Below are 24,653 nucleotides of genomic sequence, written 5' to 3' on the forward strand. Positions count from 1 at the left end.
CGACATGGCGACAGGAACGCCGGTTACGGCCCGCGACCGACCGGCCCACACGCCCTATGACGGCCGCTCGCAGGCCTTTACGATCGGGCTCCGGCAGATCGAACCCGAGGCCTGGCTGACACCTGACGACGAATTGGCTGCCTACCTCGCCGAAAAGCGGCGCCTGCTGGCGACCACCCGCGACACGGTCCTCATGGTCGAGGAGGACAGCACCCCGGCCCAAGAGGAGCTTCTGGACTGGCTGACCGGCCACCTCGAAACTGAGCACGCCGCCACCCACCGCCGCGACGGCAACCGCATGCATGTGGCCGGTGAGGCCGTGGATCTGGCGGCCGGGCCGCCCATCCTTGCCGCAGGCCTTCTGGTGCAGGAGGATTTCGTGCTGATGAGCCCGTCGCCCAAGGGGTGGCGGCTGACGGCGGCCTTCGTTGCCTTCCCCTCCTCTTGGTCGCTCCCGGAGAAGTTCGGCCGCACCATGGACGAGATCCATGAACCCGTGCCCGGCTTTTCCGCCGGCACGCGCAATGCCGAACTCGTCAACCGCATGTTCGACCGCCTGCCGGCCGACCGGATCGTCGAGCGCTTCAACTGGAGCATCAACGAGACGGGCGCGCTGCACACGCCGAAAACCAAGGCCGAAAGCGAGCAGGCTCAACCGAAGCCGTTTGACCGCGACCGCACCTTCATCCGCATCGAGCGCCAGACGCTGCGCCGCCTGCCGCAATCGGGCGCGCTGGTCTTCACCATCCGCATCCACACCGACCCCTTCGACATCCTCGCCCGCGCACCCGACGCACCCGCATTGGCCGCAAGCTTCATCCGCGAACTCGAGGGGCTGAGCCTGCCGGAAGCCGCCTACAAGGGCCTCGCAAGCCGCCGCGCCGGGCTGGTCAGGGCGCTGAAACAGATAGCCGGCGAATAAAATCGTCACTTCCGGAGGCCGCGTTTCGGCGGGGCCTTGACCCCCGGCCTCTTTCTTGTGACATAAAACTGTGCTCTAGGGCCTGCAATTTCGCGGGCGGCATGCTGGAGCAGCGCCACCGGCTGGCGGAAAATTTTCAGGAGATAAGGCAAAATGTCAGACAGCAATTATCCGGTTTACGGCCAAATTACCGGGCCGATCGTCATGATCGGTTTCGGGTCGATCGGTCGCGGCACCCTGCCGCTGATCGACCGCCATTTCTCGTATGACCGGAACCGGCTGATCGTCATCGAACCGCGCGACGACGCGGCAAATGCCGAGATCTTCGCAAAGTACGGCGTGCGCCACATCAAGTCGCACGTCACCAAGGAAAACTACAAGGAACTGCTGAAGCCGCTCCTCAAGGAAGGCGGCGGTCAGGCCTTCTGCGTCAACCTGTCGGTCGATACCGGCTCCGTCGACCTGATGAAGCTGTGCCGCAAGCACGACGCCCTCTACATCGATACCGTCGTCGAGCCCTGGCTCGGCTTCTATTTCGACAAGAACATGAAGAACTCCGAGCGCACCAACTATGCGCTGCGCGAAACCCTGCGCAAGGAGAAGGAAAAGAACCCGGGCGGCGCCACGGCCGTTTCCACCTGCGGCGCCAACCCGGGCATGGTCTCGTGGTTCGTCAAGCAGGCGCTCGTCAACCTCGCCAAGGACACCGGCCTCGACGTCGAGACGCCGGACCAGAACGATCGCGAGGGCTGGGCCAAGCTTATGAAGAAGCTCGGCGTCAAGGGCGTGCACATTGCCGAGCGCGACACGCAGCGCACCAAGAACCCGAAGCCTTTCAACGTCTTCTGGAACACCTGGTCCGTCGAAGGCTTCATCTCCGAAGGTCTGCAGCCGGCCGAACTCGGCTGGGGCACCCATGAAAAGTGGATGCCGAAGAACGGCAAGAAGCACAAGAAGGGCTGCCAGGCCGCCATCTATCTCGAGCAGCCCGGCGCCAACACGCGCGTTCGCACCTGGTGCCCGACGCCCGGCCCGCAGTACGGCTTCCTCGTCACGCACAACGAGTCGATCTCGATCGCCGACTACTTCACGGTCCGCGACAAGGACGGCGACGTGACCTTCCGCCCGACCTGCCACTATGCCTACCATCCCGCCAACGACGCCGTGCTCTCGCTGCACGAAATGTTCGGCAATGGCGGCACGCCGCAGCCGGTCCTGCACGTTCTCGACGAGAACGAACTGGTCGACGGCGTCGATGAACTCGGCGTACTGCTCTACGGCCACGAAAAGAACGCTTACTGGTACGGTTCGCGCCTGTCGCTGGAAGAAACCCGCCGCATCGCGCCCTACCAGAACGCAACCGGCCTGCAGGTGACCTCGGCCGTTCTCGCCGGCATGGTCTGGGCCTTCGAAAACCCGACGGCCGGCATCGTGGAAGCCGACGAGATGGACTTCCAGCGCTGCCTCGAAGTGCAGCTGCCCTATCTCGGCCCGGTGGAGGGACACTACACCGACTGGACGCCGCTCGACGGTCGCCCGGGCCTCTTCCCGGAAGACCTGGACGAAAGCGATCCCTGGCAGTTCCGCAACATTCTCGTTCGCTGATCAGCGAAGGCGCAGTCGAAAAGGCCCGGTCGCAAGCCGGGCCTTTTTCATGCCGTGACATTCACGCCGCAGACGGGCCGAAAGCCTCGCCATCTGGGTAGCGAACAGGGGCCAAGCGCTTGCCTTGGCTGGTGAATCCGGGCATGCTTTGCACAGAAGTTGAAGCGCATGCCTGCGGGAGACACTCATGCACATCCGGACCCCCCTCATCCTTGCAGCGATCGCCGCGACGCTTTCGGCCTGCCAGTCCGAGCCGCGCGAGATGAGCACCAGCCTGCCGGTCGCCCCCCAGCGTGTCACGGTGGATGGCTCCTGGAGCGACCCGAACGGCATCGTCTCGACCTTCACCGGCGGCACCTTCTCCACCCGCACGACCGATACGAACCAGCTCTTGGCCTCCGGCACCTATGTGAACATCAATGACAAGCTGGTCGAGATCAGCATGACCTCGCTCGTGCGCAACACGCAGCAGAAGGTGAATTGTGCCCTGGTGACGCCGAACCAGCTGAACTGCACGACCGACAAGGGCGCCCAGTTCTCGCTGCAGCGGCGCGCCTGAAGCAGGCCCCGCAAGTCTGACATCCAAGCCGTCGCCGGCATGCGCCGCCGCGCTGCTTTTTGCCGTAAAAGCTGAATCGTTTCAGCATCTTTTTCCTTGAAGTTGCCGTCGCGGAATGGAAACATCCGCTCTGTATGACGGCTTTCACGGTGTCTGCTCCCAGGACGTCGGGACCCCTTCACAGGAGAACATGGATGAACGGAATTTTTCGCGCAGGCCTGGTAACGGCTTCCCTGCTGGTTCTGTCCGCAGGGACGGCGCTTGCCAATTACGAGCTGAACATCCTGCACATCAATGACGTGCATTCACGCGTTGAACCGATCAATAAGTTCGATTCCACCTGCTCGGCGTCAGAAGCAAGCAAGAATGAATGCTTCGGCGGCCTGGCCCGCGTGAAGGCCGCCATCGATGCGGCCCGCAAGGCGATCATCGATGCCAACGGAAACGTGCTGGTGCTGGATGCCGGCGACGAATTTCAGGGATCGCTCTTCTACACCACCTACAAGAGCGAAGCGGTCGCCGAGTTCGTCAACGGCATCGGCTACGACGCCATGGCCGTCGGCAACCACGAATTCGATGACGGTCAGCCGGAACTGGTGAAGTTTCTCGACAAGCTGAAGGTGCCGCTGATCTCCGGCAACACGATCGCCGCCGCCAACACGCCGATCGCCGGCCGCATCCCCGGCTACATCATCAAGGAGATCGGCGGCCAGAAGGTCGCGGTCGTCTCGGTTCTCGCCACCGACACCGGCGAAACCTCCTCGCCCGGAGAAGGCGTGACCTTCGAGGACGAGATCAAGTATCTCAAGGAGACCGTGCCGAAGATCGAGGCCGAGGGCGTCAACAAGATCGTTCTGCTTTCCCACGTCGGCTACCCGCGCGACAAGGAAATTGCCGCCGCAGTTGACGGCATCGACGTGATCGTCGGCGGCCACAGCCACACGCTGCTCTCCTCCACGGACGAGAAGGCGGCCGGTCCCTATCCGACGCTCGTCAAGAACCCGGCAGGCACGGATGTCCCGATCGTCCAGGCCTATGCCTATTCGAAGTATCTCGGCGAACTGAAGGTTACCTTCGACGACGCCGGCAAGGTCATTTCGGCCACGGGCGCGCCGAAGCTGCTGGACAGCACCGTTCCCGAGGATGAAGGCTTCAAGGCCCGCATCGCCGAACTCGGAAAGCCGATCGAGGCCCTGAAGCAGAAGGAAATCTCCGAGACGGTCGAGGAAATCGACGGCAACCGCGAGACCTGCCGCGTCAAGGAATGCTCCATGGGCAATCTGGTGGCCGATGCGTTGCTCGACCGCGTCAAGGACCAGGGCATCGTGATCGCCATTCAGAACGGCGGCGGCCTGCGCGCCTCCATCGACAAGGGCGTGGTCACCATGGGCGAAGTGCTGACGGTTCTGCCCTTCCAGAATTCGATCGCCACGTTCCAGCTGAAGGGCTCGGATGTCGTCGCCGCGCTCGAAAACGGACTGAGCAAGATCGAGGAAGGCGCCGGCCGCTTCCCGCAGGTCGCGGGCCTCAAATACAGCTTCGACAAGTCGAAGCCCGCCGGCAGCCGCATCGTCTCGGTCGAGGTGAAGGAAGGCGATGCCTTCGTGCCGCTCGACCCGGCCAAGACCTACGGTGTCGTCTCCAACAACTACATGCGCTCGGGCGGTGACGGCTACAAGGTCTTCGCCACCGATGGCCAGAACGCCTATGACTTCGGCCCGAGCCTCGAGGATACGGTCGCCGCCTTTCTCGAAAAGAACCGTCCCTACAAGCCCTACACCGACGGCCGGATAACGGAAGTCGCAGGCACGGCAAGCACGGCGCCGGCAGCAACCACGACAGAGACCGCTCCCGCCACGACGACGGAGGGCGCCGCCAAGACGGTCGAAACGGCACCGGCTGCATCGGATGCAACCGCAAAGCCTGCTGAAACCGCACCGGCCACAACGACGACGGCTCCGGCAACGGCAGACAGCACCGCCAAGCCGGCAGAAACGGCGCCGGCCACCACCACCACCGCGGCTCCGGCAACCACAACGACGCCGGCCGAAACCGCGGCGGCCCCGAAGGACGAGACGCACCGGATCGTCGCCGGCGACACGCTCTGGGATCTTGCCGTAAAGACCTACGGCAACGGCCTCGGATGGAAGCGAATTTCCGAAGCGAACGGCAATCCGCACCCGCGCGCGCTGCATATCGGCAAGGAAATCGTCATCCCCGCGAAATAAGCCGGGGCAAACGCAGCGCGACCAATTGGACGCAGCATAGGTTCGGCGGTCCGGACTTTCTCCGGGCCGCCGTTTATTTTATGCAAGATCCGTGAACCGTGCCTTCTGAGTGCCGTATAGGCCCGCACAACCCCATGACAAGACGAGGCCCGCAGGTGGCCGAGACAGGAATGACCATGAACCCGACGGATGCCGAGACCGCGGCGCAGATTGCCGCCATGACCGCCGTGAACCACCCGCCCGTGAAATTCGGCAAGGTCGGCGTGCTCATCGTCAATCTCGGGACGCCTGACGGCACCGACTACACGTCCATGCGCCGTTACCTGAAGGAATTCCTGATGGATCGGCGTGTCATCGAATGGTCGCCGCTCTACTGGTATCCGATCCTCTTCGGCATCGTGCTGAACAAGCGCCCGCAGAAGGTCGGCAAGGCCTATGAGGAGATCTGGAACCACGATCTCGACGAAAGCTACCTGCGCACCTACACGCGCAGCCAGTCCGACAAGCTCGCCGCCGCCTTCGCCGATCACCCGAAGGTGCGCGTCGACTGGGCGATGCGCTACGGACAGCCCTCGATCCGCTCCAAGATGGACGAATTGCAGAAGGACGGCTGCGAGAAGATCCTGCTCTTCCCGCTCTATCCGCAATATGCCGCCGCCACGACTGCGACCGTCAACGACGAGGCCTTCAAGGCGCTCCTCAAGATGCGCTGGCAGCCGGCCCTGCGCACCGTGCCGCGCTACCATGACGACCCCGTCTATATCGATGCACTGGCCGTCTCGATCGAGAAGCATCTGGCAACGCTCGACTGGGAGCCGGAGGTGGTGCTGACCTCCTATCACGGCATTCCCAAATCCTATTTCATGAAGGGCGATCCCTATCACTGCCAGTGCTACAAGACGACGCGTCTGCTCCGCGATCGCCTCGGCTGGTCGAAGGAGAAGCTGATGGTCACCTTCCAGTCCCGCTTCGGGCCGGAGGAGTGGCTGCAGCCCTATACCGACAAGACGGTGGAAGAACTCGCCCAGCGCGGCATCAAGCGCATCGCCATCCTCAATCCGGGCTTCGTCTCCGACTGCCTGGAAACGCTGGAGGAAATAGCGGGCGAAGCCGGCGAGAGCTTCCTGCACAATGGCGGCGAGAAATTCGCGCATATCCCCTGCCTCAACGACAGCCCCGAGGGCATGAGCGTGCTGGAGCATATCGTGCGCCGCGAACTTCAGGGCTGGATCTGAGGCTCGCGCTTTTCTGGCGTCCCTTGCAAATAAGCGCCCTACCTGCCACGTCTTGAGAAAGGGCCGCGCCGATCCGCGGCCGGCCCGCCCTGCGGCTGCTGACGCCGCATGATTTCGCGCGCCAGAACCCGTCCGCGCGCCTCAGGCAGGAGAGAAACCCATGGACATCCTGGATCTCGGCATCCTTTCCGGCTCCGACATCGTCGTCATCGCCTTCGTCGTCCTCGTCATCCTCGTGCTCTTTGCGGGGATCAAGACGGTGCCGCAGGGCTTCCGCTACACGGTCGAGCGCTTCGGCCGCTATACCCGCACGCTGGAGCCCGGCCTCAACCTGATCGTGCCCTTCATCGACAAGATCGGCGCCCGCATGAACGTGATGGAGCAGGTTCTGGATGTTCCGACCCAGGAAGTCATCACCCGCGACAATGCCAGCGTCTCGGCCGATGCCGTCGCCTTCTATCAGGTGCTGAACGCGGCCCAGGCCGCCTATCAGGTGGCCGACCTCGAAAACGCCATCCTGAACCTGACGATGACCAATATCCGCTCCGTCATGGGCTCGATGGACCTGGACGAGCTTCTCTCGAATCGTGACACGATCAACGACAAGCTGCTGAAGGTGGTGGACGAAGCCGCCAATCCCTGGGGCATCAAGATCACCCGCGTCGAGATCAAGGACATCCAGCCGCCGAAGGACCTGGTGGACGCCATGGCAAGGCAGATGAAGGCCGAGCGCGAGAAGCGCGCGCTGGTGCTGGAAGCCGAGGGTGCGCGAAACGCGCAGATCCTGCGCGCGGAAGGCGCCAAGCAATCGGCCATCCTGCAGGCCGAAGGCCAGCGCGAGGCGGCCTTCCGCGACGCCGAGGCCCGCGAACGACTGGCGGAGGCGGAAGCCAAGGCGACCCGCGTCGTCTCCGAAGCCATCGCTTCGGGCGACGTGCAGGCCATCAACTATTTCGTGGCGCAGAAATACACCGAAGCGCTGGGCGACATCGGCTCGGCGCCAAACTCCAAGGTCGTGCTGATGCCGATCGAGGCCTCCGCCCTGATCGGCTCGCTGGGCGGCATCGGCGCCATCGCCCGCGAGGTCTTTGGCGACGCCGCCGCGCAACCCGCCCGCCCCGCGCCGCGCACGCGCACGTCCACCCCGCAGGCCGGCACGACGCCGCAGCCGGCAAGCGTGATCTTCCCCGCCCCGCCGCGCAATGAGGATCCGGCATGATCGCCCGCATCATCCTGGAACTTGGCCCCTGGATCTGGTGGGTGGCCGGCTTCGTGTTGCTGGCGGCCGAAGTCGTGGTGCCGGGCGTCTTCCTCGTCTGGATCGGCATTGCCGCCCTGCTGACAGGGCTGGCTTCGCTGGCGCTTTGGGAAACGAGCTGGTGGACCTGGCATGTGCAGGTCATCGTCTTCGCCCTCTTGTCGATTGCCGCCACGCTTGCCGGCCGGCGACTGCTCGGCGGCGCGGATGGCCGCTCGGACGAGCCGCACCTCAACCAGCGCACCGCCAGCCTCATCGGCCGCACGGCGGTGCTGGAACAGCCCATTGCCGAGGGGCGCGGCCGCATCCGGCTCGATGACACCGTCTGGTCCGTGGAAGGTCCGGACGTGGCTGCCGGAACCCGCGTGCGCGTCACCGGCGGCACCAACGGCACGCTGCGCGTGGAGCCCGCCTGACAACTTCAAAATGCGCATGCCGTCCAGCCGGTTAACGCCGCATTAACCACGTCGATTTACGTTTGTGCAAGATTTGGTCCCTCCCGGTGCGCGCACCGCGCGGGACCGTTTTCATGGATGCAACCGGGTTCGACGGCATGGCCTCTCTCAGGATGGACAGGGATCGCAAAGGCAGGCTTCTTGCAGCCTCGCTGCTCGCTTGCGCGTCAGCCTGTGGCGCATCCACCGGCGCGCTCGCCCAGCAGGCCCCCTCGACCAGCGCCCTGGCACTAGCCGCCAACGCAGATGTCGACACGACCGCGGCCACGACGGCGACGACGACGAACGCCGCAACAACTGCCACCGCGCCGGCCGGCAACGCCGCGACCATCGATCCGCAGGCGACGGCGTCGCTCGGCCGCGAACCGCGTCTTGTCACCGACCCGGATTTCGCCGGCGATGCGGGCCGCCTCAACCTGCGCGAATCGACCGTCGATGGTCTGGCGAAGCGCACACGGCTCGACGACGGCTCCGCACCCGGCATCCGCGTCGGCAGCTTCATCCTGAAGCCGGCACTATCCACCAGCTACAACAGCGAAACGACCCGCAGCGGCGGCACCCGGCGCACGCGCGGCTACATCGAGACCGGCCTCAAGGGGACGCTCACCTCCGACTGGTCGCGCCATGAGCTGTCGATCACCGGCGACGGCATCTTCCAGAAAAACATCAGTGGCACAGGCGACGAGAAGCCGCGCCGCAATATCGACGCGCGCCTGCGCCTCGACCTCAGCGATGATACGACGGCGACGCTTTCGGCCGGCTACGGCTTCGAGCGCGAAAGCGCCACCGATCCGAATGCGGTGGCCAACGCGCTTGAACAGGCTGGTATCGACACCTACCGTCTCGGCGCCGGTATCACCCGCGATTTCGGCCTGATCCGCGGGTCGCTGAACGCCAGCTTCGACCGCAAGACCTATGGCAGCGTCGCGCTTGACAACGGCACGACCCTGTCGTTGACCGACCGCGACCGCAACGCCGCAACAGTGACCGGCCGGATCGGCTACGAGCTCTCGCCCGCCTTGATCCCCTTCCTGGAAGCCTCGGTCGGCCGCACGCTCTATGATCTCAGAACCGACAGCCTCGGCTACGAACGTTCCGCCACAAGCTATGCCGGCCGGGCCGGCGTGCAGGTGGATCTGGGCGAAAAGCTGCGCGGCGAGATCGGGGCCGGCTACGAGACCGTGCGCTTCGACGATGCGCGCCTTGCCGCCATCGACGCCATCACCTTCGACGGGTTGATGAACTGGTCGCCGCAGCGCGGAACGGATGTTGCGCTCCGGCTGGCAACCACGGTGGAGCCGTCCACCACCGCAGGCCAGAGCGGCTACGTCGCCTATGCGCTGTCGAGCGAAATAACCCACCAGCTGCGCGACAGCGTCGTCGCCCGCCTGGCAGGGGGCGTGATCTTCCGCAACTATCCCTCGGGAAGCACGGCGTCCGACGAGCGCGTGCTTTCCGCCGGCGCTGGCCTCACCTGGAACCTTTCGCGCTACCTTGCGCTCACCGGCGACGTCTCGCTCGAACGCACCACGCCCGCCGTCGGCACCTCCACCGATGTCGCCCGCATTGGCGTCGGCCTGACGCTGCGCCGCTGATCCGCCCGCAAATGCAAAAAGGCGCCCCTTGCGGAGCGCCCTTCGCATCTACATCACGCCTTGCTGTCGCTCAGCGCGCCAGAAGCGCCTTCAGCTGCTCTTCGACCGACGGGCGGATATCCGCACGGGCGAGCGCAAAAGCGACATTGGCGAGGATGAAGCCATCCTTTGCGCCACAGTCGTAGGTCTCGCCACGGAAATGGTAGGCCGAGAAGCCCTGCTTTTCGAGCAGCTTCAGCATGCCGTCCGTCAGCTGGATCTCGTTGCCGGCGCCGCGCTCCTGGGTTTCCAGGATGTTGAAGATTTCCGGCTGCAGGATGTAGCGGCCATTGATGAAGAAGTTCGACGGCGCCGTGCCCTTGGCCGGCTTCTCGACCATCTTCGTGATCTCGAAACCGCCGCCCACTTCCTTGCCGACGCCGACGATGCCGTATTTGTGGGCCTGGTCGGGATGGCATTCCTCGACGGCGAGAACGTTGCCGCCCGTCTGCTCGTAGACTTCCATCATGCCCTTCAGGCAGCCTTTGTCGCCGCGCATGATCATGTCGGGGAGAAGCACCGCAAAGGGCTCGTTGCCGACGATGTCACGGGCGCACCAGACCGCGTGTCCGAGGCCGAGCGGGGCCTGCTGGCGCGTGAAGCTCGTCATGCCGGCAGCCGGCAGAATGCCTTCGAGAAGCTCGATCTCGACCTTCTTGTTGCGTTCGCGCAGCGTCTGCTCAAGCTCGACCTGAATATCGAAATAGTCCTCGATGACCGCCTTGCCGCGGCCGGTTACGAAGACGAGATGCTCGATGCCGGCCTCGATGGCCTCATCGACGACATACTGGATCACAGGCTTGTCCACGACCGTCAGCATTTCCTTCGGCACCGCCTTGGTGGCGGGAAGGAAACGGGTGCCGAGCCCCGCTACGGGGAAAACGGCTTTGCGAACTTTATTCCTGGCACTCATTGACATCTCCGGTTCATGAGATTTGATCGTTTGGCCTAAGCTTTCCGGACGGCATAAGTTCCATTTGCTATTTTTTTAAGAATGGACCGTGCCGTTTGGGAGCATGGTAAAGAGTTTGTTGACTTCGTTTTCGTAATCTTATGCGACCCGGCGCCGAGCGGCCCCCGGGGTAGTCAGGACGGCACGTTGCTCCAGGGTAGAGCAGTGCCGCAAACGTTAAAAACACATGATTGCGCACGCAATATCACGTGTATGAGTACGGGAGCGACAAGCGATGTTCAAGCCGGCCAAGACCCTCCTTGCAAGGATCTCCGTAGCCACCTTCCTCCTCGTCGGCGCACCTTTTTCCTCCGGCGTTGCACACGCCGATGCCGGCTTCCAGCAATGGATCCAGGATTTCTACAAGACGGCCGCAAAAAGCGGCATCACGGCCCAGACCTATCGCCAGGCCTTCTCAGGCGTGAAGACGCCTGACCCGACGGTGCTGGAGAAAGCACGCTATCAGCCGGAGTTCAAGCACAAGATCTGGGAATATGTTGACTCACGCGTAAACCCCTACACGCGCGGCGTCGGACAGGAGATGGCAGCAAAGCACCAGCGCACGCTGAATGCGCTGGAGAAGCACTTTGGTGTGGATCGCAACATTCTTCTCGCCATCTGGTCGATGGAGTCCAACTACGGCGCCGTGCTCGAGAAGGAAGACCGCCTGCACTACGTGCCGCGCGCCCTGGCCACGCTTGCCTACGCCGACCAGCGCCGTGCCAAATATGCCCGCACTCAGTTGATCGCCGCCCTGAAGATCCTGCAGTCGGGCGACGTGACACCCCGCGAGCTGACCGGCTCCTGGGCCGGTGCCATGGGCCACACGCAGTTCATCCCCACGAGCTACCTGCTCTACGCCATCGATGCCGACGGCAACGGCCACCGCGACATCTGGAACTCCGTACCCGACGCACTGGCGACCGCCGCCAACCTGCTGAAGAAGAATGGCTGGCGCAGCGGCGAGACCTGGGGCTACGAAGTCGTTGTTCCCGCTTCCGCCGCGCGCTATTCCGGCCAGTCGAAGACGCTGGCCGAGTGGCAGGCGCTGGGCCTCGCCCGGCCCAACGGCAAGGGCTTCCGCGATCCCGGCCAGAAGGCCGAGTTGAAGATGCCGGCCGGCGGCAATGGGCCGGGATTCCTGATGACGCGCAACTTCTTCGTCATCAAGCGCTACAATGCGTCTGACTCCTACGCCCTCGGCGTCGGCCTTCTTGCCGACCAGATCGCTGGATACAGCGGCATGCAGCAGCGCTGGCCGCGCCCGGACGGTTCGCTCGACGTCAGCGAAAAGTTCGAGCTGCAGAACCGGCTGAAGCAGCTCGGCTATTACGATGGCGAAGTGGACGGCAATTTCGGCTCAGGCTCGACAGCCGCGATCCAGGCCTTCCAGCAGCGCAACGGGATGACACCGGACGGCAAGCCGACGCAGCGACTGCTCGACCTGCTGCGCAAGTAAAGACACAAGGCAGGCGCCGCCAATCAGCGGCCCCGACTGTTGACAATGCTCACCGGCGACCACGAGCCAGCGGCTCCGGCCCGGCGGGCCGGGCATCACGACCGGATCGACAATGACGAAGTGGCAGGCATCGGCATGGAAGCGGGCAGGCGTATGGCTGCTGCTTCTGCTTGCCCTTCTGGTCAGCCTGCCCGACAGCGTCATCAGCCGGGCGGAAGCGCAAGAGCGGCGCCGCACCCTCTTCGATATGCTCTTCGGGCGCGAGCGCGAACGTGTCGATGATCGCCAGCCGTTCTCGGAGCCTTCCATCCGTGACAGGGGACAGCCGCGTTCAGCGCCCCAGCGGAAACGGCAACCCGCCGCCGCGGCTGCCAATCCCGATACGACACAGAAAACAGCCGGCACGGCCGAAAAGGCCCCGGACGCCAAGACGGTACTGGTCATCGGCGACTTCATCGCCATGGGTCTCGGCGACGGCCTGAAGGAGGCTTTCGCAGAGGCACCTGACATCGCCGTCGAAACCCGCGCAAACAGCGCCTCCGGCCTGGTGCGCGACGACTATTACAACTGGCCGGAAAAGCTCGCCGTCGCGCTAGACGAGGTCAAACCGAACGCCATCGTGATCGCCATCGGCGCCAATGACCGCCAACAGATGCGCCTTGCTGACGGCAACCGCGAAAAATTCCGCACCGATGCCTGGCTTGCCGAATACAAGCGCCGCGTCGGCGACTTCGCCGCGGCCGCACGACGCGCCGGCGCGCCGCTGATCTGGGTCGGCATGCCCCCCTTTCAGTCGCCGGGCATGATGGCCGATATGGCGAGCTTCAACACGCTCTACCGCGAGGCAACCGAGAAGGCGAAGGGCCAGTTCATCGACATCTGGGACGGCTTCGTGGATGCAGACGGCAAGTTCATGGTGACGGGCCCCGACGTCAACGGCCAGCAGGTGCGCCTGCGCGGCGGCGACGGCATCAACATGACCCGCGCCGGCAAGCGCAAGATGGCCTTCTACGTCGAGAAGGATATCCGCCGCCTGCTGGGCGGCGCCGTCGAGGCCGGTCTTCCGCAGACCACGGTCAGCGCGCCGTTGGACCTGAAGCCGACGCTCGCCGTCCCCTCCGAGATCGTGCGCACCCCGCCGATCGCGCTGACCGACCCCGCACTCGACGGCGGCGACACGCTGCTGGGCGCAGGGCAGACGCCCGCCGTGGCCGAAAAGAGCCCGCTGGCGAAGCTTCTGGACGGCGGCGAGACCGGCGACGCCCCGAGCGGCCGCGTCGACGATTTCCGCCTTGCCAAGCCCGCCAACGTGATCGGCAATCCCGTCATTCGGAACTGAAGCAGCCTTGCCGCAACGAAATGGAAAAGCCCGCGACGGCATCACCGTCGCGGGCTCTTGACGTGTTGCAGAGGCCGGCCGATCAGCGCGGCAGGACGCTCTCGCCCATCAGCGCCTCATCGATGGCGCGCGCCGCCTGGCGTCCTTCGCGGATCGCCCAGACGACCAGCGACTGGCCACGGCGCACGTCGCCGGCGGCCCAGACCTTGTCGACCGAGGTGCGATAGTCCCGGTCGTTCGCAACGACGTTGGACGAGCCGCGCTTGTCGGTATGGATCGTCAGCTGCTCGCCGAGATCCTTCAGCACGCTGGAGGTGAAGGGACCGCGGAAGCCGATGGCGATGAAGGCCAGATCGGCCTTGATGATGAACTCCGTGCCGGGAACCGGCTTGCGGCGGTCATCGACCTGACAGCACTTCACACCCGTCAGCACGCCGTCTTCGCCGACGAACTCCAGCGTCGCGACCTGGAACTCGCGCACGGCACCTTCGGCCTGCGAGGAGGAGGTGCGCATCTTCGTCGCCCAGAAGGGCCAGACGGAAAGCTTGTCTTCCTTCTCCGGCGGCTGCGGACGGATGTCGAGCTGGGTCACCTTCACCGCGCCCTGGCGGAAGGCGGTGCCCACGCAGTCCGACGCCGTATCGCCGCCACCGACGACGACGACATGCTTGCCGCCGGCAAGGATCGGATCGGACGGCCAGCCGACGCTGTCGATGTTTTCGCGGCCGACGCGGCGGTTCTGCTGCACGAGATAGGGCATCGCATCGTGCACGCCGGTGAAATCGACGCCGGGAATGCCGGCATCGCGCGGGGTTTCCGAACCGCCGCAATAGAGCACGGCGTCATGCTCGGCGATGAGCTCGGCCACCGGCTTGTCCACGCCGACATTGACGCCGTAGTGGAAGGTGACACCCTCGCCCTTCATCTGCTCGACGCGACGGTCGATGAAATTCTTTTCCATCTTGAAGTCCGGAATGCCGTAGCGCAGCAGGCCGCCGGCCTTGGACTCGCGCTCGAAGACATGCACTTCATGGCCGGCGCGCGCCAGCTGCTGCGCAGCCGCCATGCCGGCGGGGCCCGAACCGATGATCGCGACCTTCTTGCCCGTCTTCACAACAGCCGGCTGCGGCACGATATAGCCCATCTCGTAGGCCTTGTCGGCAATCGCCTGTTCGACCGTCTTGATGGTGACGGGCGCATCCTCGAGGTTCAGCGTGCAGGCCTCCTCGCAAGGCGCGGGGCAGACGCGGCCGGTGAATTCCGGGAAGTTGTTGGTCGAGTGCAGATTGCGGATCGCCTCGTCCCAGTTGCCGTTATAGACCAGATCGTTCCAGTCCGGGATCTGGTTGTGCACCGGGCATCCCGTTGGGCCATGGCAATAGGGCACGCCACAGTCCATGCAGCGCGCCGCCTGCTTCTGCACCTCGGCATCCGACATCGGAATGATGAACTCGCGGAAGTGGCGGATACGATCCGACGCCGGCTGATACTTGGCGACCTGCCGGTCGATTTCCAGAAAACCTGTTACCTTGCCCATATCATTCCCACCTGTTTACCGGACCACGACAGCAGTGCCGGAAGCCGAAACCATCAGCATCGACCCGCTGGAACCGGTCGAAATCGTCTCATAATCAATGTCGATGCCCACGATCGCGTTGGCACCGAGCGCGCGCGCTTCCGCCTGAAGCTCGGCGATCGCCGTCTCGCGCGCGTCGCGCAGCACGCGCTCGTAGGATCCCGAACGTCCGCCGACGATGTCGCGGATGCTGGCGAAGAAATCGCGAAACACGTTGGTGCCGAGAATGGCTTCGCCCGTGACGATACCCTTGTACTCGGCGATCTCGCGCCCCTCGATCGTGTTCGTCGTCGTGACGATCATGTCCATCCCTCCAGCGCGACGGCCTCACGCCATCCAGTTCTCGACCTTCAGCCCCGGAACCCGGGAAAATTCGCGTTCGTTGGCGGTGACCACGGTGGCGCCGAGCGCAAGGGCGTGGGCCGCAATCAGCATATCCATTCGCCCGATCGGCGTTCCCGCCCTTTCGAGCGCCACCCGCAAATCCGCGTAAGCAAGATCCGCGGGTGGCCCGAATTCCTCGACCACAATCGTAGCCAGAACCCGTTCGAGGTTCGAAGAGAGCTTTTCCGAGCGCTTCTTCGCAGCCCCGAACTTCAGCTCGCAGACGACGAGGATACTCGTAAAGACAGCCTCCGCTCCAACCCGTTCGATGACCGCTGCAATCCTGTTGCCCGGACCGCGAACCATTTCGGACATCGCATTGGTATCAAGGAGATACCTCATGTCTCGTCCGACCACTCGAAGAGATCAACAGGCTCCGGCGGCGGATCATCGATCTCCGGCATCTGTTCATCCTCGCCAAGCTCCTCCAGTTCGTCGAGGATCTCGAGGAGGGTCTTTTTGCGAACAGGGTGGATGATCAGGTCGCCGTTCTCGGCCTTGCGGATTTCTACGCTTTCTTCTTCGAACTCGAACTCCTTCGGGATCCGTATGGCCCGGCTTCGTCCATTGCTGAACACCCGGGCGATCTTCACGACATCAGACTGATCGTTCATCGCAGCCTCCGCCTTCGCCCTGACCTTCGTCATATGCCAATGTCATATCACGAAGGCGGCGCTGCAACAAATCACTCGGCCGCGTCGGCCATCTTCATGCGTTCCATGTCTTCCAGCGCGCGACGATACTCGACCGGCATCACCTTGCGGAACTTCGGGCGGAATTCCGTCCAGTTGTCCAGGATCTGCTTGGCGCGCGGCGAGCCGGTGTAGTGCAGGTGGTTGGAGATCAGCTGGTAGAGCCGCTCCTCGTCGTGACGCGTCATGTCGCCGGTCACGTCCACCATGCCCTTGTGCATGAGATCGCCGCCGTGATGGTGCAGCTTCTCCAGCATGTCGTCTTCTTCCGGCAGCGGCTGCAGCTCGACCATGGCCATGTTGCAGCGCTTGGCGAAATCGCCGCTCTCGTCCAGCACATAGGCGACACCGCCCGACATGCCGGCCGCGAAGTTGCGACCCGTCTCGCCGATGACGACGACGACGCCGCCCGTCATATATTCGCAGCCATGGTCGCCCACGCCCTCGACGACAGCGATGGCGCCGGAGTTGCGCACCGCGAAGCGTTCGCCGGCCACGCCGTTGAAGTAGCACTCTCCGGCGATGGCGCCGTAGAGCACCGTGTTGCCGACGATGATCGACTGTTCCGGCACGATCTTGGAGTCGGCCGGCGGACGCACGATGATGCGGCCACCCGAAAGCCCCTTGCCGACATAGTCGTTGCCGTCGCCAACGAGGTCGAAGGTCACGCCGCGGGCGAGGAAAGCGGCAAAGGACTGGCCGGCCGTGCCCTTCAGCGTCACATGGATCGTGTCGTCCTTCAGCCCCTTGTGGCCGTAGCGCTTGGCGACTTCGCCCGACAGCATGGCGCCGGCGGAGCGATCGACGTTCTTGATCTCGACCTCGAAGGCGGTCGGGGTCTTGCTTTCCAGCGCCGGCTTCGCATGGGCGATCAGCGTGCGGTCGAGCACGTCATCGATGGGATGCTTCTGCCGCTCAGTCCAGTAGGTGGCCTCCTTCGGCGCATCCACCTTGTGGAAGAGCCGCGTGAAGTCGAGGCCGTTGGCCTTCCAGTGGCTGACGAGGCGGTCCTTGTCGAGCAGGTCCGTCGCGCCGATGATCTCGTCGAGCCGGGTCACGCCAAGCGAGGCCAGGATCTCGCGCACTTCCTCTGCCACGAAGAAGAAGTAGTTGATGACGTGCTCGGGCGTGCCCTTGAAGCGCTTGCGCAGGACCGGATCCTGCGTTGCGACCCCCACCGGACAGGTGTTGAGGTGGCACTTGCGCATCATGATGCAGCCGGCCGCGATCAGCGGCGCGGTGGCAAAGCCAAACTCGTCCGCACCGAGCAGAGCGCCGATGATGACGTCACGGCCGGTCTTGAGACCGCCATCGACCTGCAGGGCGATGCGCGAGCGAAGGCCGTTCAGCACCAGCGTCTGCTGGGTCTCGGCCAGGCCGATTTCCCAGGGGCTGCCGGCATGCTTCAGCGAGGTGAGCGGCGAGGCCCCCGTGCCACCATCGAAGCCGGCGACGATGATATGGTCGGCGCGCGCCTTGGCGACGCCCGCCGCAACCGTGCCGACACCCACTTCCGACACCAGCTTGACCGAGATATCGGCCGCCGGGTTGACGTTCTTCAGGTCGTAGATCAGCTGCGCCAGATCTTCGATCGAATAGATGTCATGGTGCGGCGGCGGCGAGATGAGGCCAACGCCGGGGGTGGAGTGACGGGTCTTGGCAATCGTCGCATCGACCTTGTGGCCGGGCAGCTGGCCGCCCTCGCCGGGCTTGGCCCCCTGCGCCACCTTGATCTGCAAAACGTCGGCATTGACGAGATATTCCGTCGTCACGCCGAAGCGGCCGGACGCGACCTGCTTGATGGCGGAACGCTCGGGGTTCGGCGCCCCGTTGAGGAGCGGCAGATAACGGTCGCTCTCCTCGCCGCCCTCGCCCGTGTTCGACTTGCCGCCGATCCGGTTCATGGCGACCGCAAGCGTCGCATGCGCCTCGCGGCTGATCGAGCCGAAGGACATGGCGCCGGTGGAGAAACGCTTGACGATCTCGCTTGCCGGCTCGACCTCGTCGATCGAGACGGGCTTGCGGCCCCACTCCTCGGCCGACTTGATGCGGAACAGGCCGCGGATCGTGTTCATACGCAGCGCCGACTCGTTCACCAGCTCGGCGAATTCCTTGTAGCGGTCGGCGGCATTGCCGCGCACGGCATGCTGCAGCGAGGCAACAACGTCAGGCGTCCAGGCATGGCCTTCGCCGCGCATGCGGTAGGCATATTCGCCGCCGATGTCGAGCGTGTTGGTCAGCACCGGATCCGGACCGAAGGCGGCCTGGTGGCGGGCAAAGGTTTCTTCTGCGATCTGGTCGAGGTCGATGCCCTCGATGGTGGTCGCCGTGCCGAAGAAATACTTGTCGACGAGCGACGACGACAGGCCGATCGCGTCGAAGATCTGCGCGCCGCAATAGGACTGGTAGGTCGAGATGCCCATCTTGGACATGACCTTCAGGATGCCCTTACCGACCGCCTTGATGTAGCGATAGACCACTTCCTCGCCATCGACTTCCTTCGGGAACTCGCCGCGCTTGTGCATGTCGGTGAGCGTGTCGAAGGCCAGATAGGGGTTGATGGCTTCCGCGCCGTAGCCGGCGAGGCAGCAGAAGTGGTGGATTTCGCGCGCCTCGCCGGTTTCGACCACGAGGCCGACCGAGGTGCGCAGACCCTTGCGGATCAGGTGATGGTGCACGGCCGCCGTTGCGAGCAGCGCCGGCAGCGCGACGCGGTCCGGGCCGATCTGGCGGTCGGAGAGCACGATGATGTTGTAGCCGCCCTTGACGGCCGCTTCCGCCCGCTCGCACAGGCGGTCGAGGATTTCCGGCAAGCCCTGAGCGCCACGCTCCACGTCATAGGTGAAGTCGAGCGTCTTGGTGTCGAAACGATCTTCCGTGTGGCCGATGGAACGGATCTTCTCGAGATCGCCATTGGTCAGGATCGGCTGACGAACTTCGAGCCGCTTGGCATGCGCCGCCCCCTCATGGTCGAGGATGTTCGGGCGCGGACCGATGAAGGAGACGAGGCTCATCACCAGCTCTTCGCGGATCGGGTCGATCGGCGGGTTGGTGACCTGCGCGAAGTTCTGCTTGAAATAGGTGTAGAGCAGCTTCGGCTTGTCCGACATGGCCGAGATCGGCGTGTCGGTGCCCATGGAGCCGATCGCTTCCTGGCCGGTCGTCGCCATCGGCGACATCAGGAGCTTCGTGTCTTCCTGCGTGTAGCCAAAGGCCTGCTGACGGTCGAGCAGCGACACGTCGCGGCGCAGCGCGCGCGGCTCCACAGGCTTCAGGTCTTCGAGGATGAGCTGGGTATCTTCCAGCCACTTGCGATAGGGATGCTGGGTCGCAAGCTGCGTCTTCACGTCCTCGTCGGAGATGATCGCGCCCTTTTCCATGTCGATCAGCAGCATCTTGCCCGGCTGCAGGCGCCACTTCTTGACGATGCGGCTTTCCTCGACCGGCAGCGTGCCAGCCTCGGAGGCGAGGATGATGCGGTCGTCATCGGTGACGAGGTAGCGGGCCGGACGCAGGCCGTTGCGGTCGAGCGTTGCGCCGATCTGCTTGCCGTCGGTGAAGCAGACGGCGGCCGGGCCATCCCACGGCTCCATCAGGGCGGCGTGATATTCGTAGAAGGCCTTTCGCTCGGCACCCATCAGCTGGTTGCCGGCCCAGGCTTCGGGGATCAGCATCATCACGGCATGCGCCAGCGAGTAGCCACCCTGCACGAGGAATTCGAGCGCGTTGTCGAAGCAGGCCGTGTCGGACTGCCCCTCATAGGAGATCGGCCAGAGCTTGGAGATGTCATCGCCGAAGAGCGGCGAGGAGACCGACGCCTGACGCGCCGCCATCCAGTTGACGTTGCCGCGCAGCGTGTTGATCTCGCCGTTGTGGGCGACCATGCGGTAGGGGTGCGCGAGCTTCCAGGAGGGGAAGGTGTTGGTCGAGAAGCGCTGGTGCACGAGCGCCACCGCGCTTTCGAAGCGCGGATCGGCGAGATCCTTGTAATAGGCGCCAACCTGATAGGCGAGGAACATGCCCTTGTAGACGATCGTCGCCGACGACAGCGACACCGGGTAGAAGTTGCTCTCCTTGCCCTCGTATTCCGCATAGATGCGGTTGGAGATCACCTTGCGCAGCGTGAAGAGGCGACGCTCGAACTCTGCGTTCGTCGCAGCGTTACGGCCGGCGCCGATGAAGATCTGCACGTGGCGCGGCTCGGTGGCGACGATTTCCGGCGCCTTCGACAGCGAGGAATTGTCGACCGGCACGTCGCGGAAGCCGAGCAGCACTTGGCCTTCCTCGGTCACGACATCGCGGATGACGGACTTGAAGTGCTCGATCAGCGCCTCGTCCTGCGGCATGAAGACGTGGCCGACGGCATATTCGCCGGCCTTCGGCAGCACGACGCCCTGGGCCGCCATTTCCTCGCGGAAGAAACGGTCCGGGATCTGCACGAGAATGCCGGCCCCGTCGCCCATCAGCGGATCGGCGCCGACGGCACCACGATGCGTCAGGTTTTCGAGGATGAACAGGCCGTCCTTGACGATCTGGTGCGACTTCTGGCCCTTCATGTGGGCGACAAAGCCGACGCCGCAGGCATCGTGCTCGTTGCGGGGATCGTAAAGCCCCTGCCGATCCGGCAGTCCGGAGGAACGGGCGGCCGTTTTGACCACCGTCGCCTCATTGGCAAGAATTGCCTGAGACTCGTGAGATGGCGCAAATTCCGTCATCGTCTTTCCTCCTTGGTGCCCGGATTGCCGGGGGGTTATCCTTCCACGTCGCTTCCGTCCGCGGCGATGAGTGTGCACCGCAAGGAAGCGAATTCCAAATAAATCGTAAACCTGATCGGGTCGTGACAAAGTGTCCCGCGGCAGGCGCCTTCGAGACCGCAACGGCAGGATCGGCGCCACGAAGGACCACCAGACCAGCCTTCAGGGCCGGCCCAGATGATGCTTTGGCCAGCCCGATCGGTCAGAAGACCGAAATAGGACAGTCATGCTGTCCTATTTCATAGGCTCTATGCCAGAAACGTGACGGCATCGCAAGGGAGCGGGTCAAAAATAAATCCAACAAGTGTTTTGAACATTTCACGAAATTTCAATTCAACGAACGAAAATTTCGCCGCAAGCGCATAAGCCGTTCTTTGGTTTCAAAGTGGTCTGGTTTTGGCCCATGTGTGTGAAGCCGCGATTGCATCGCGCCAACGCGCCGTTAATCTCCCGCGCCGTCACCTCCCGGCAGCGCCTTTTCGTTTCAGGATCGTTTCATGATTTTCACTTCCGACAATTGGGCGGGCGCCCACCCCGCGGTGTCCGCCGCGCTTTCAGCCGCCGCGGATGGTTTTGCACCGGCCTATGGCGCAAGCGACATCGACCGGCGGGTCGCTGCCCGTTTCTCGGAAATCTTCGAGCGTGAGGTCTCTGTCTTCTATGTCTCCACCGGCACCGCCGCCAATTCGCTGGCCATGGCTGCCGTGAACCGGCCGGGCGGCCATGTCTTCTGCCACCGCGAAGCGCATGCAGCCGTGGATGAATGCAGCGCGCCGCAGTTCTTCGCCCATGGCAGCCGGCTGACCGACATTCCCGGCACGCTGGGCCGCATCGATCCCGCAGCCCTCGAAGCGACGATCGGCAGCGTTGCCAGCGGCCGTGCCGCCGGCGGCCAGCCCATGGCGGTGACGATCACGCAGGCAACCGAATCGGGCACGGTTTACGGGCTCGACGACATCGCCACCATGGGAGACATTTGCAGCCGTTTCGACCTGCCGCTGCATATGGATGGCGCGCGCTTTGCCAATGCGCTGGTCTCGCTCGGCACGACGCCAGCCGAAATGACCTGGAAACGCGGCGTCACGCACCTCTCCTTCGGCGGCACGAAAAATGGCTGCTGGATGGCGGAAGCCCTGATCATCTTCGATCCGGACAAGACGCGCGACCTTCCCTTTATCCACAAGCAGTCGGCCCAGGTGATTTCCAAATCCCGCTTCGTCTCCGCCCAGTTCGAAGCCTACCTCACCGATGATCTCTGGTTGACGCTGGCCGGGCGCGCCAATGGCACAGCCGCGCGCCTCGCAGAGGGCATGCGCCGGTCGCGCACCGCGCGCTTGGCTTGGGAGCCGCAAGCCAACGAGGTTTTCGCCATCCTGCCGACGGAAACCGCAGCCGCGCTGCGCGCCAATGGTGCGGCTTTCTACGAATGGCCGATCCCGGCCGACATCGCTGTCAGCGAAGGCGCCGACCTCTACCGCTTCGTGACCTCGTTTGCGACGACCGAGGCGGATGTCGATCACTTGCTCGCCTTGCTCTGACCGCGCCGATGACGCCACAACGAAAAGGGCGGCGCCCGGAAGGACGCCGCCCGATATCATGAGAATGCAAAGGCTTGGCTTAGCTGGAGGCTCGGCTTAGCTGGCGCTGGTCCCGACCGTTGTCTGGGCCTCAATCTGCTTCGGCTGCTGGGCGGCAGAGGCGATCTCGATCCTGCGCGGCTTGGCGGCTTCCGGGATTTCGCGGACGAGGTCGATGTGCAGGAGGCCGTTCTTCAGCGATGCGGCGCGGATCTCGACATGATCGGCGAGCTGGAAGCGGCGCTCGAAGGCGCGCTTGGCAATGCCGCGGTAGAGGAACTGGCCTTCGTCGGCCTTGTCCTCGGCCTTTTCGCCCTTCACCGTCAGCGTGTGTTCGCGCGCTTCGATCGAAAGCTCGGTTTCGTCGAAGCCGGCCACGGCCATGGTAATGCGGTAGGCGTTCTCACCGGTCCGCTCGATGTTGTAGGGCGGGTAGCTCTGGGCCTGGTCCGGCTGGCCGAGACTGTCCAGCATGGTGAACAGGCGGTCAAAGCCAACGGTGGAGCGATAGAGCGGGGAAAAGTCAACGTGACGCATGGTGTCCTCCTTGGAGCAACGATTGCGGTTTGGATCCTCGACCTCCCGGTCATTGGCGAGGCGGATCGTTTTGGTGCAGGCCCGTCTGGCGCCTGCAGAGATCATTTGGGAATGGTGACGCCGCCGTTCAAGAGGTACCCGGCCGCGCAGGTCAGGCAACGATGCCCACGCCCCAAGACCCGCCTGAACGACAGGTGAATGCAGCGTTCCGGCCGCATTCAGGTGAAGGGCGGTAATCCTGTCTGCATCGGAAGACAGTTCCGGCGCTGAAGTGCAATGTCCCTTCTCCTTCAGCCGGGCGACCAGCCCTTCGGCCTTGCATGCCGCCACCGCGTCCCCCGTTGCGGTCGCTGATATCAAGGCCGGGCTGGTCGCCCTTTTTTCTTCCGCAATCCTTGACGTTTATGCTGCAAGGTCGAAGACAGAATCCCATCCACACGCAAGGCGCACGAACCAGATTACGGGCGAGGATCGATGAGCGACATCCTGTTCGAGACGGCGGACAATCCGGTACCCGACAACCACACCGCAGGTTTCTTCGACGGCGTCGGCGGCGTGCCGGTCCGCTATGCGATCTTCCGCACGGAAGTTCCGGCGCGCGGCACGGTGGTACTGCTGCAGGGCCGCAACGAAAGCATGGAGAAATACTTCGAGACGGTGCGTGATCTGACCGCCGCCGGGCTCTGGGTCGCGACCTTCGACTGGCGCGGCCAGGGCGGCTCCGGCCGCCTGATCCGCAACGCGCCGCGCCGGGGACATGTACGCCGCTTTGCCGATTACGAGCAGGACCTGCAAATCTTCCTGGAGCGTATCGTCCTGCCGGATACGCGCATGCCCTTCTTTTTGGTGGCCCACTCGACGGGCGGGCTGGTGGCGCTCTCCATGGGCCCTGCCCTGTCTGGCCGCATCGACCGCATGGTCTTGTCAGCCCCTTTTCTCGGGCTCGGCGCGCAAGCCATCGGCGAGGGAACGATCGCTCGTCTTGCCGCACTCGCCTGCATGACGGGGCTCGGAAGCCGCGCGCTCAACCGCGACAAGGGCAACCGCCCCTTCGAAACGAACCTTCTGAGCTCCGATCCCGTGCGCTTTGCGCGAAACGCCGCAATCCTGGCGGCGCATCCCGGACTCGGCATGGGCCCGCCGAGCGCGCGCTGGCTGAGCGAATCCTTCGCGGCCATCCGTCGCGTCACCCGCCACGAGCACCTGACGCGGATCACCATTCCGACGCTGGTTCTTGCGCCGACCGCAGACCGGCTGGTGCCGCATATCTCGGTTGAGAACCTCTGCCGCATCTTCCGCGCCGGCCACATGGTGCCGGTCGACGGCGCGCGCCACGAACTCTTCCAGGAGGCCGACCGCTACCGCAGCCAGGCCATCGCCGCCATTCTCGCCTTCATTCCCGGAAGCGTCGAGGAAGGCCCGGCCTCCGTGGTCGGCAAGACCTCCATCGCGGCCGGCTGAGCGGCGGCCGGCGCCGCCGCGAAAAG

General features: G+C 64.2%; 19 protein-coding genes. 12 read left to right on the forward strand and 7 right to left on the reverse strand.

Annotation, left to right across the window (positions count from 1 at the left end; all coding sequences use genetic code 11):
* Positions 1–4 precede the first annotated feature (4 nt).
* The 8 genes from ACED18_RS08550 to ACED18_RS08585 all read left to right on the forward strand — a co-directional run bounded on the left by ACED18_RS08550 (position 5) and on the right by ACED18_RS08585 (position 9,857).
* Positions 5–922: a DUF3445 domain-containing protein gene (locus ACED18_RS08550; protein ID WP_377291129.1), complete on the forward strand. Its 918-nt coding sequence runs from the start codon at positions 5–7 to the stop codon at positions 920–922.
* Between the two features lie 153 nt (positions 923–1,075).
* Entirely contained in the window at positions 1,076–2,527 is a 1,452-nt protein-coding gene (locus ACED18_RS08555; protein WP_377290888.1) for a homospermidine synthase, read from the forward strand.
* A gap of 187 nt (positions 2,528–2,714) precedes the next feature.
* Positions 2,715–3,086, forward strand: coding sequence for an outer membrane lipoprotein Omp10 (gene omp10 / locus ACED18_RS08560; protein ID WP_377290890.1), 372 nt, complete (start codon positions 2,715–2,717; stop codon positions 3,084–3,086).
* A gap of 194 nt (positions 3,087–3,280) precedes the next feature.
* Positions 3,281–5,314, forward strand: a complete 2,034-nt coding sequence (locus tag ACED18_RS08565; RefSeq protein WP_377290892.1) for a 5'-nucleotidase C-terminal domain-containing protein — start codon at positions 3,281–3,283, stop codon at positions 5,312–5,314.
* 218 nt (positions 5,315–5,532) lie between these two features.
* Positions 5,533–6,549: a ferrochelatase gene (gene hemH / locus ACED18_RS08570; RefSeq protein WP_377291131.1), complete on the forward strand. Its 1,017-nt coding sequence runs from the start codon at positions 5,533–5,535 to the stop codon at positions 6,547–6,549.
* Positions 6,550–6,709: 160 nt separating this feature from the next.
* Positions 6,710–7,768 carry an SPFH domain-containing protein gene (locus ACED18_RS08575; RefSeq protein WP_377290894.1) on the forward strand — a complete coding sequence of 353 codons (1,059 nt, stop codon included), beginning with the start codon at positions 6,710–6,712 and terminating at the stop codon, positions 7,766–7,768.
* Positions 7,765–8,223, forward strand: coding sequence for an NfeD family protein (locus ACED18_RS08580; RefSeq protein WP_377290896.1), 459 nt, complete (start codon positions 7,765–7,767; stop codon positions 8,221–8,223). The genes ACED18_RS08575 and ACED18_RS08580 overlap by 4 nt, the downstream gene beginning before the upstream one ends.
* A gap of 113 nt (positions 8,224–8,336) precedes the next feature.
* Positions 8,337–9,857 carry an outer membrane beta-barrel protein gene (locus tag ACED18_RS08585; RefSeq protein WP_377290898.1) on the forward strand — a complete coding sequence of 507 codons (1,521 nt, stop codon included), beginning with the start codon at positions 8,337–8,339 and terminating at the stop codon, positions 9,855–9,857.
* Positions 9,858–9,927: 70 nt separating this feature from the next.
* On the opposite strand, the gene galU is transcribed toward ACED18_RS08585, so the two are convergent.
* The gene (gene galU, locus ACED18_RS08590; protein WP_377290900.1) at positions 9,928–10,809 is read right to left on the reverse strand and encodes a UTP--glucose-1-phosphate uridylyltransferase GalU; all 882 of its coding nucleotides are present in this window, start codon (positions 10,807–10,809) and stop codon (positions 9,928–9,930) included.
* A gap of 274 nt (positions 10,810–11,083) precedes the next feature.
* On the opposite strand from galU, the gene ACED18_RS08595 reads away from it, so the two are divergent.
* Positions 11,084–12,307, forward strand: a complete 1,224-nt coding sequence (locus tag ACED18_RS08595; RefSeq protein ID WP_377290902.1) for a lytic murein transglycosylase — start codon at positions 11,084–11,086, stop codon at positions 12,305–12,307.
* A 112-nt stretch (positions 12,308–12,419) separates the two neighbouring features.
* Positions 12,420–13,646 (forward strand): DUF459 domain-containing protein, encoded by a 1,227-nt coding sequence (locus ACED18_RS08600; RefSeq protein WP_377290905.1) that lies wholly within the window; start codon positions 12,420–12,422, stop codon positions 13,644–13,646.
* 82 nt (positions 13,647–13,728) lie between these two features.
* Here the strand turns inward: ACED18_RS08600 and ACED18_RS08605 are convergent, their stop codons facing one another.
* The 5 genes from ACED18_RS08605 to gltB form a co-directional block, all read right to left on the reverse strand.
* Positions 13,729–15,183 (reverse strand): glutamate synthase subunit beta, encoded by a 1,455-nt coding sequence (locus ACED18_RS08605; RefSeq protein WP_377290907.1) that lies wholly within the window; start codon positions 15,181–15,183, stop codon positions 13,729–13,731.
* A gap of 15 nt (positions 15,184–15,198) precedes the next feature.
* The gene (locus ACED18_RS08610) at positions 15,199–15,525 is read right to left on the reverse strand and encodes a heavy metal-binding domain-containing protein (protein WP_377290909.1); all 327 of its coding nucleotides are present in this window, start codon (positions 15,523–15,525) and stop codon (positions 15,199–15,201) included.
* A 24-nt stretch (positions 15,526–15,549) separates the two neighbouring features.
* On the reverse strand, positions 15,550–15,948 hold the full coding sequence (locus tag ACED18_RS08615; RefSeq protein WP_377290911.1) for a type II toxin-antitoxin system VapC family toxin: 399 nt from the start codon (positions 15,946–15,948) through the stop codon (positions 15,550–15,552).
* Complete coding sequence (locus ACED18_RS08620; protein ID WP_377290913.1) at positions 15,945–16,220, reverse strand: antitoxin; 276 nt, start codon at positions 16,218–16,220, stop codon at positions 15,945–15,947. Before ACED18_RS08620 ends, ACED18_RS08615 begins: the two co-directional genes overlap by 4 nt.
* A gap of 71 nt (positions 16,221–16,291) precedes the next feature.
* A complete protein-coding gene (gene gltB, locus ACED18_RS08625; protein ID WP_377290915.1) occupies positions 16,292–21,013 on the reverse strand; it encodes a glutamate synthase large subunit in 4,722 nt (1,573 codons plus the stop codon).
* Positions 21,014–21,549: 536 nt separating this feature from the next.
* Between gltB and ACED18_RS08630 the strand changes: the two genes are divergently transcribed.
* On the forward strand, positions 21,550–22,590 hold the full coding sequence (locus ACED18_RS08630; RefSeq protein ID WP_377290918.1) for a threonine aldolase family protein: 1,041 nt from the start codon (positions 21,550–21,552) through the stop codon (positions 22,588–22,590).
* Between the two features lie 96 nt (positions 22,591–22,686).
* On the opposite strand, the gene ACED18_RS08635 is transcribed toward ACED18_RS08630, so the two are convergent.
* A complete protein-coding gene (locus ACED18_RS08635; protein WP_377290920.1) occupies positions 22,687–23,166 on the reverse strand; it encodes an Hsp20 family protein in 480 nt (159 codons plus the stop codon).
* Positions 23,167–23,640: 474 nt separating this feature from the next.
* On the opposite strand from ACED18_RS08635, the gene ACED18_RS08640 reads away from it, so the two are divergent.
* Complete coding sequence (locus ACED18_RS08640; RefSeq protein WP_377290922.1) at positions 23,641–24,627, forward strand: alpha/beta fold hydrolase; 987 nt, start codon at positions 23,641–23,643, stop codon at positions 24,625–24,627.
* The last annotated feature ends 26 nt before the right edge of the window (positions 24,628–24,653 follow it).

The organism is Rhizobium sp. SG2393, assembly GCF_042610495.1.
Classification (GTDB): Bacteria; Pseudomonadota; Alphaproteobacteria; order Rhizobiales; family Rhizobiaceae; genus RU20A.

What these genes read in the sequence shown, in the direction of transcription:
- gltB (WP_377290915.1), bottom strand. Translation starts at nt 21,013, where the DNA reads ATGACGGAATTTGCGCCATCTCACGAGTCTCAGGCAATTCTTGCCAAT.
- omp10 (WP_377290890.1), top strand. Translation starts at nt 2,715, where the DNA reads ATGCACATCCGGACCCCCCTCATCCTTGCAGCGATCGCCGCGACGCTT.
- ACED18_RS08565 (WP_377290892.1), top strand. Translation starts at nt 3,281, where the DNA reads ATGAACGGAATTTTTCGCGCAGGCCTGGTAACGGCTTCCCTGCTGGTT.
- ACED18_RS08580 (WP_377290896.1), top strand. Translation starts at nt 7,765, where the DNA reads ATGATCGCCCGCATCATCCTGGAACTTGGCCCCTGGATCTGGTGGGTG.
- hemH (WP_377291131.1), top strand. Translation starts at nt 5,533, where the DNA reads ATGACCGCCGTGAACCACCCGCCCGTGAAATTCGGCAAGGTCGGCGTG.
- ACED18_RS08555 (WP_377290888.1), top strand. Translation starts at nt 1,076, where the DNA reads ATGTCAGACAGCAATTATCCGGTTTACGGCCAAATTACCGGGCCGATC.
- ACED18_RS08575 (WP_377290894.1), top strand. Translation starts at nt 6,710, where the DNA reads ATGGACATCCTGGATCTCGGCATCCTTTCCGGCTCCGACATCGTCGTC.
- ACED18_RS08585 (WP_377290898.1), top strand. Translation starts at nt 8,337, where the DNA reads ATGGATGCAACCGGGTTCGACGGCATGGCCTCTCTCAGGATGGACAGG.
- ACED18_RS08620 (WP_377290913.1), bottom strand. Translation starts at nt 16,220, where the DNA reads ATGAACGATCAGTCTGATGTCGTGAAGATCGCCCGGGTGTTCAGCAAT.
- ACED18_RS08605 (WP_377290907.1), bottom strand. Translation starts at nt 15,183, where the DNA reads ATGGGCAAGGTAACAGGTTTTCTGGAAATCGACCGGCAGGTCGCCAAG.
- ACED18_RS08630 (WP_377290918.1), top strand. Translation starts at nt 21,550, where the DNA reads ATGATTTTCACTTCCGACAATTGGGCGGGCGCCCACCCCGCGGTGTCC.
- ACED18_RS08550 (WP_377291129.1), top strand. Translation starts at nt 5, where the DNA reads ATGGCGACAGGAACGCCGGTTACGGCCCGCGACCGACCGGCCCACACG.
- ACED18_RS08595 (WP_377290902.1), top strand. Translation starts at nt 11,084, where the DNA reads ATGTTCAAGCCGGCCAAGACCCTCCTTGCAAGGATCTCCGTAGCCACC.
- ACED18_RS08640 (WP_377290922.1), top strand. Translation starts at nt 23,641, where the DNA reads ATGAGCGACATCCTGTTCGAGACGGCGGACAATCCGGTACCCGACAAC.
- ACED18_RS08615 (WP_377290911.1), bottom strand. Translation starts at nt 15,948, where the DNA reads ATGAGGTATCTCCTTGATACCAATGCGATGTCCGAAATGGTTCGCGGT.
- ACED18_RS08600 (WP_377290905.1), top strand. Translation starts at nt 12,420, where the DNA reads ATGACGAAGTGGCAGGCATCGGCATGGAAGCGGGCAGGCGTATGGCTG.
- ACED18_RS08635 (WP_377290920.1), bottom strand. Translation starts at nt 23,166, where the DNA reads ATGCGTCACGTTGACTTTTCCCCGCTCTATCGCTCCACCGTTGGCTTT.
- ACED18_RS08610 (WP_377290909.1), bottom strand. Translation starts at nt 15,525, where the DNA reads ATGATCGTCACGACGACGAACACGATCGAGGGGCGCGAGATCGCCGAG.
- galU (WP_377290900.1), bottom strand. Translation starts at nt 10,809, where the DNA reads ATGAGTGCCAGGAATAAAGTTCGCAAAGCCGTTTTCCCCGTAGCGGGG.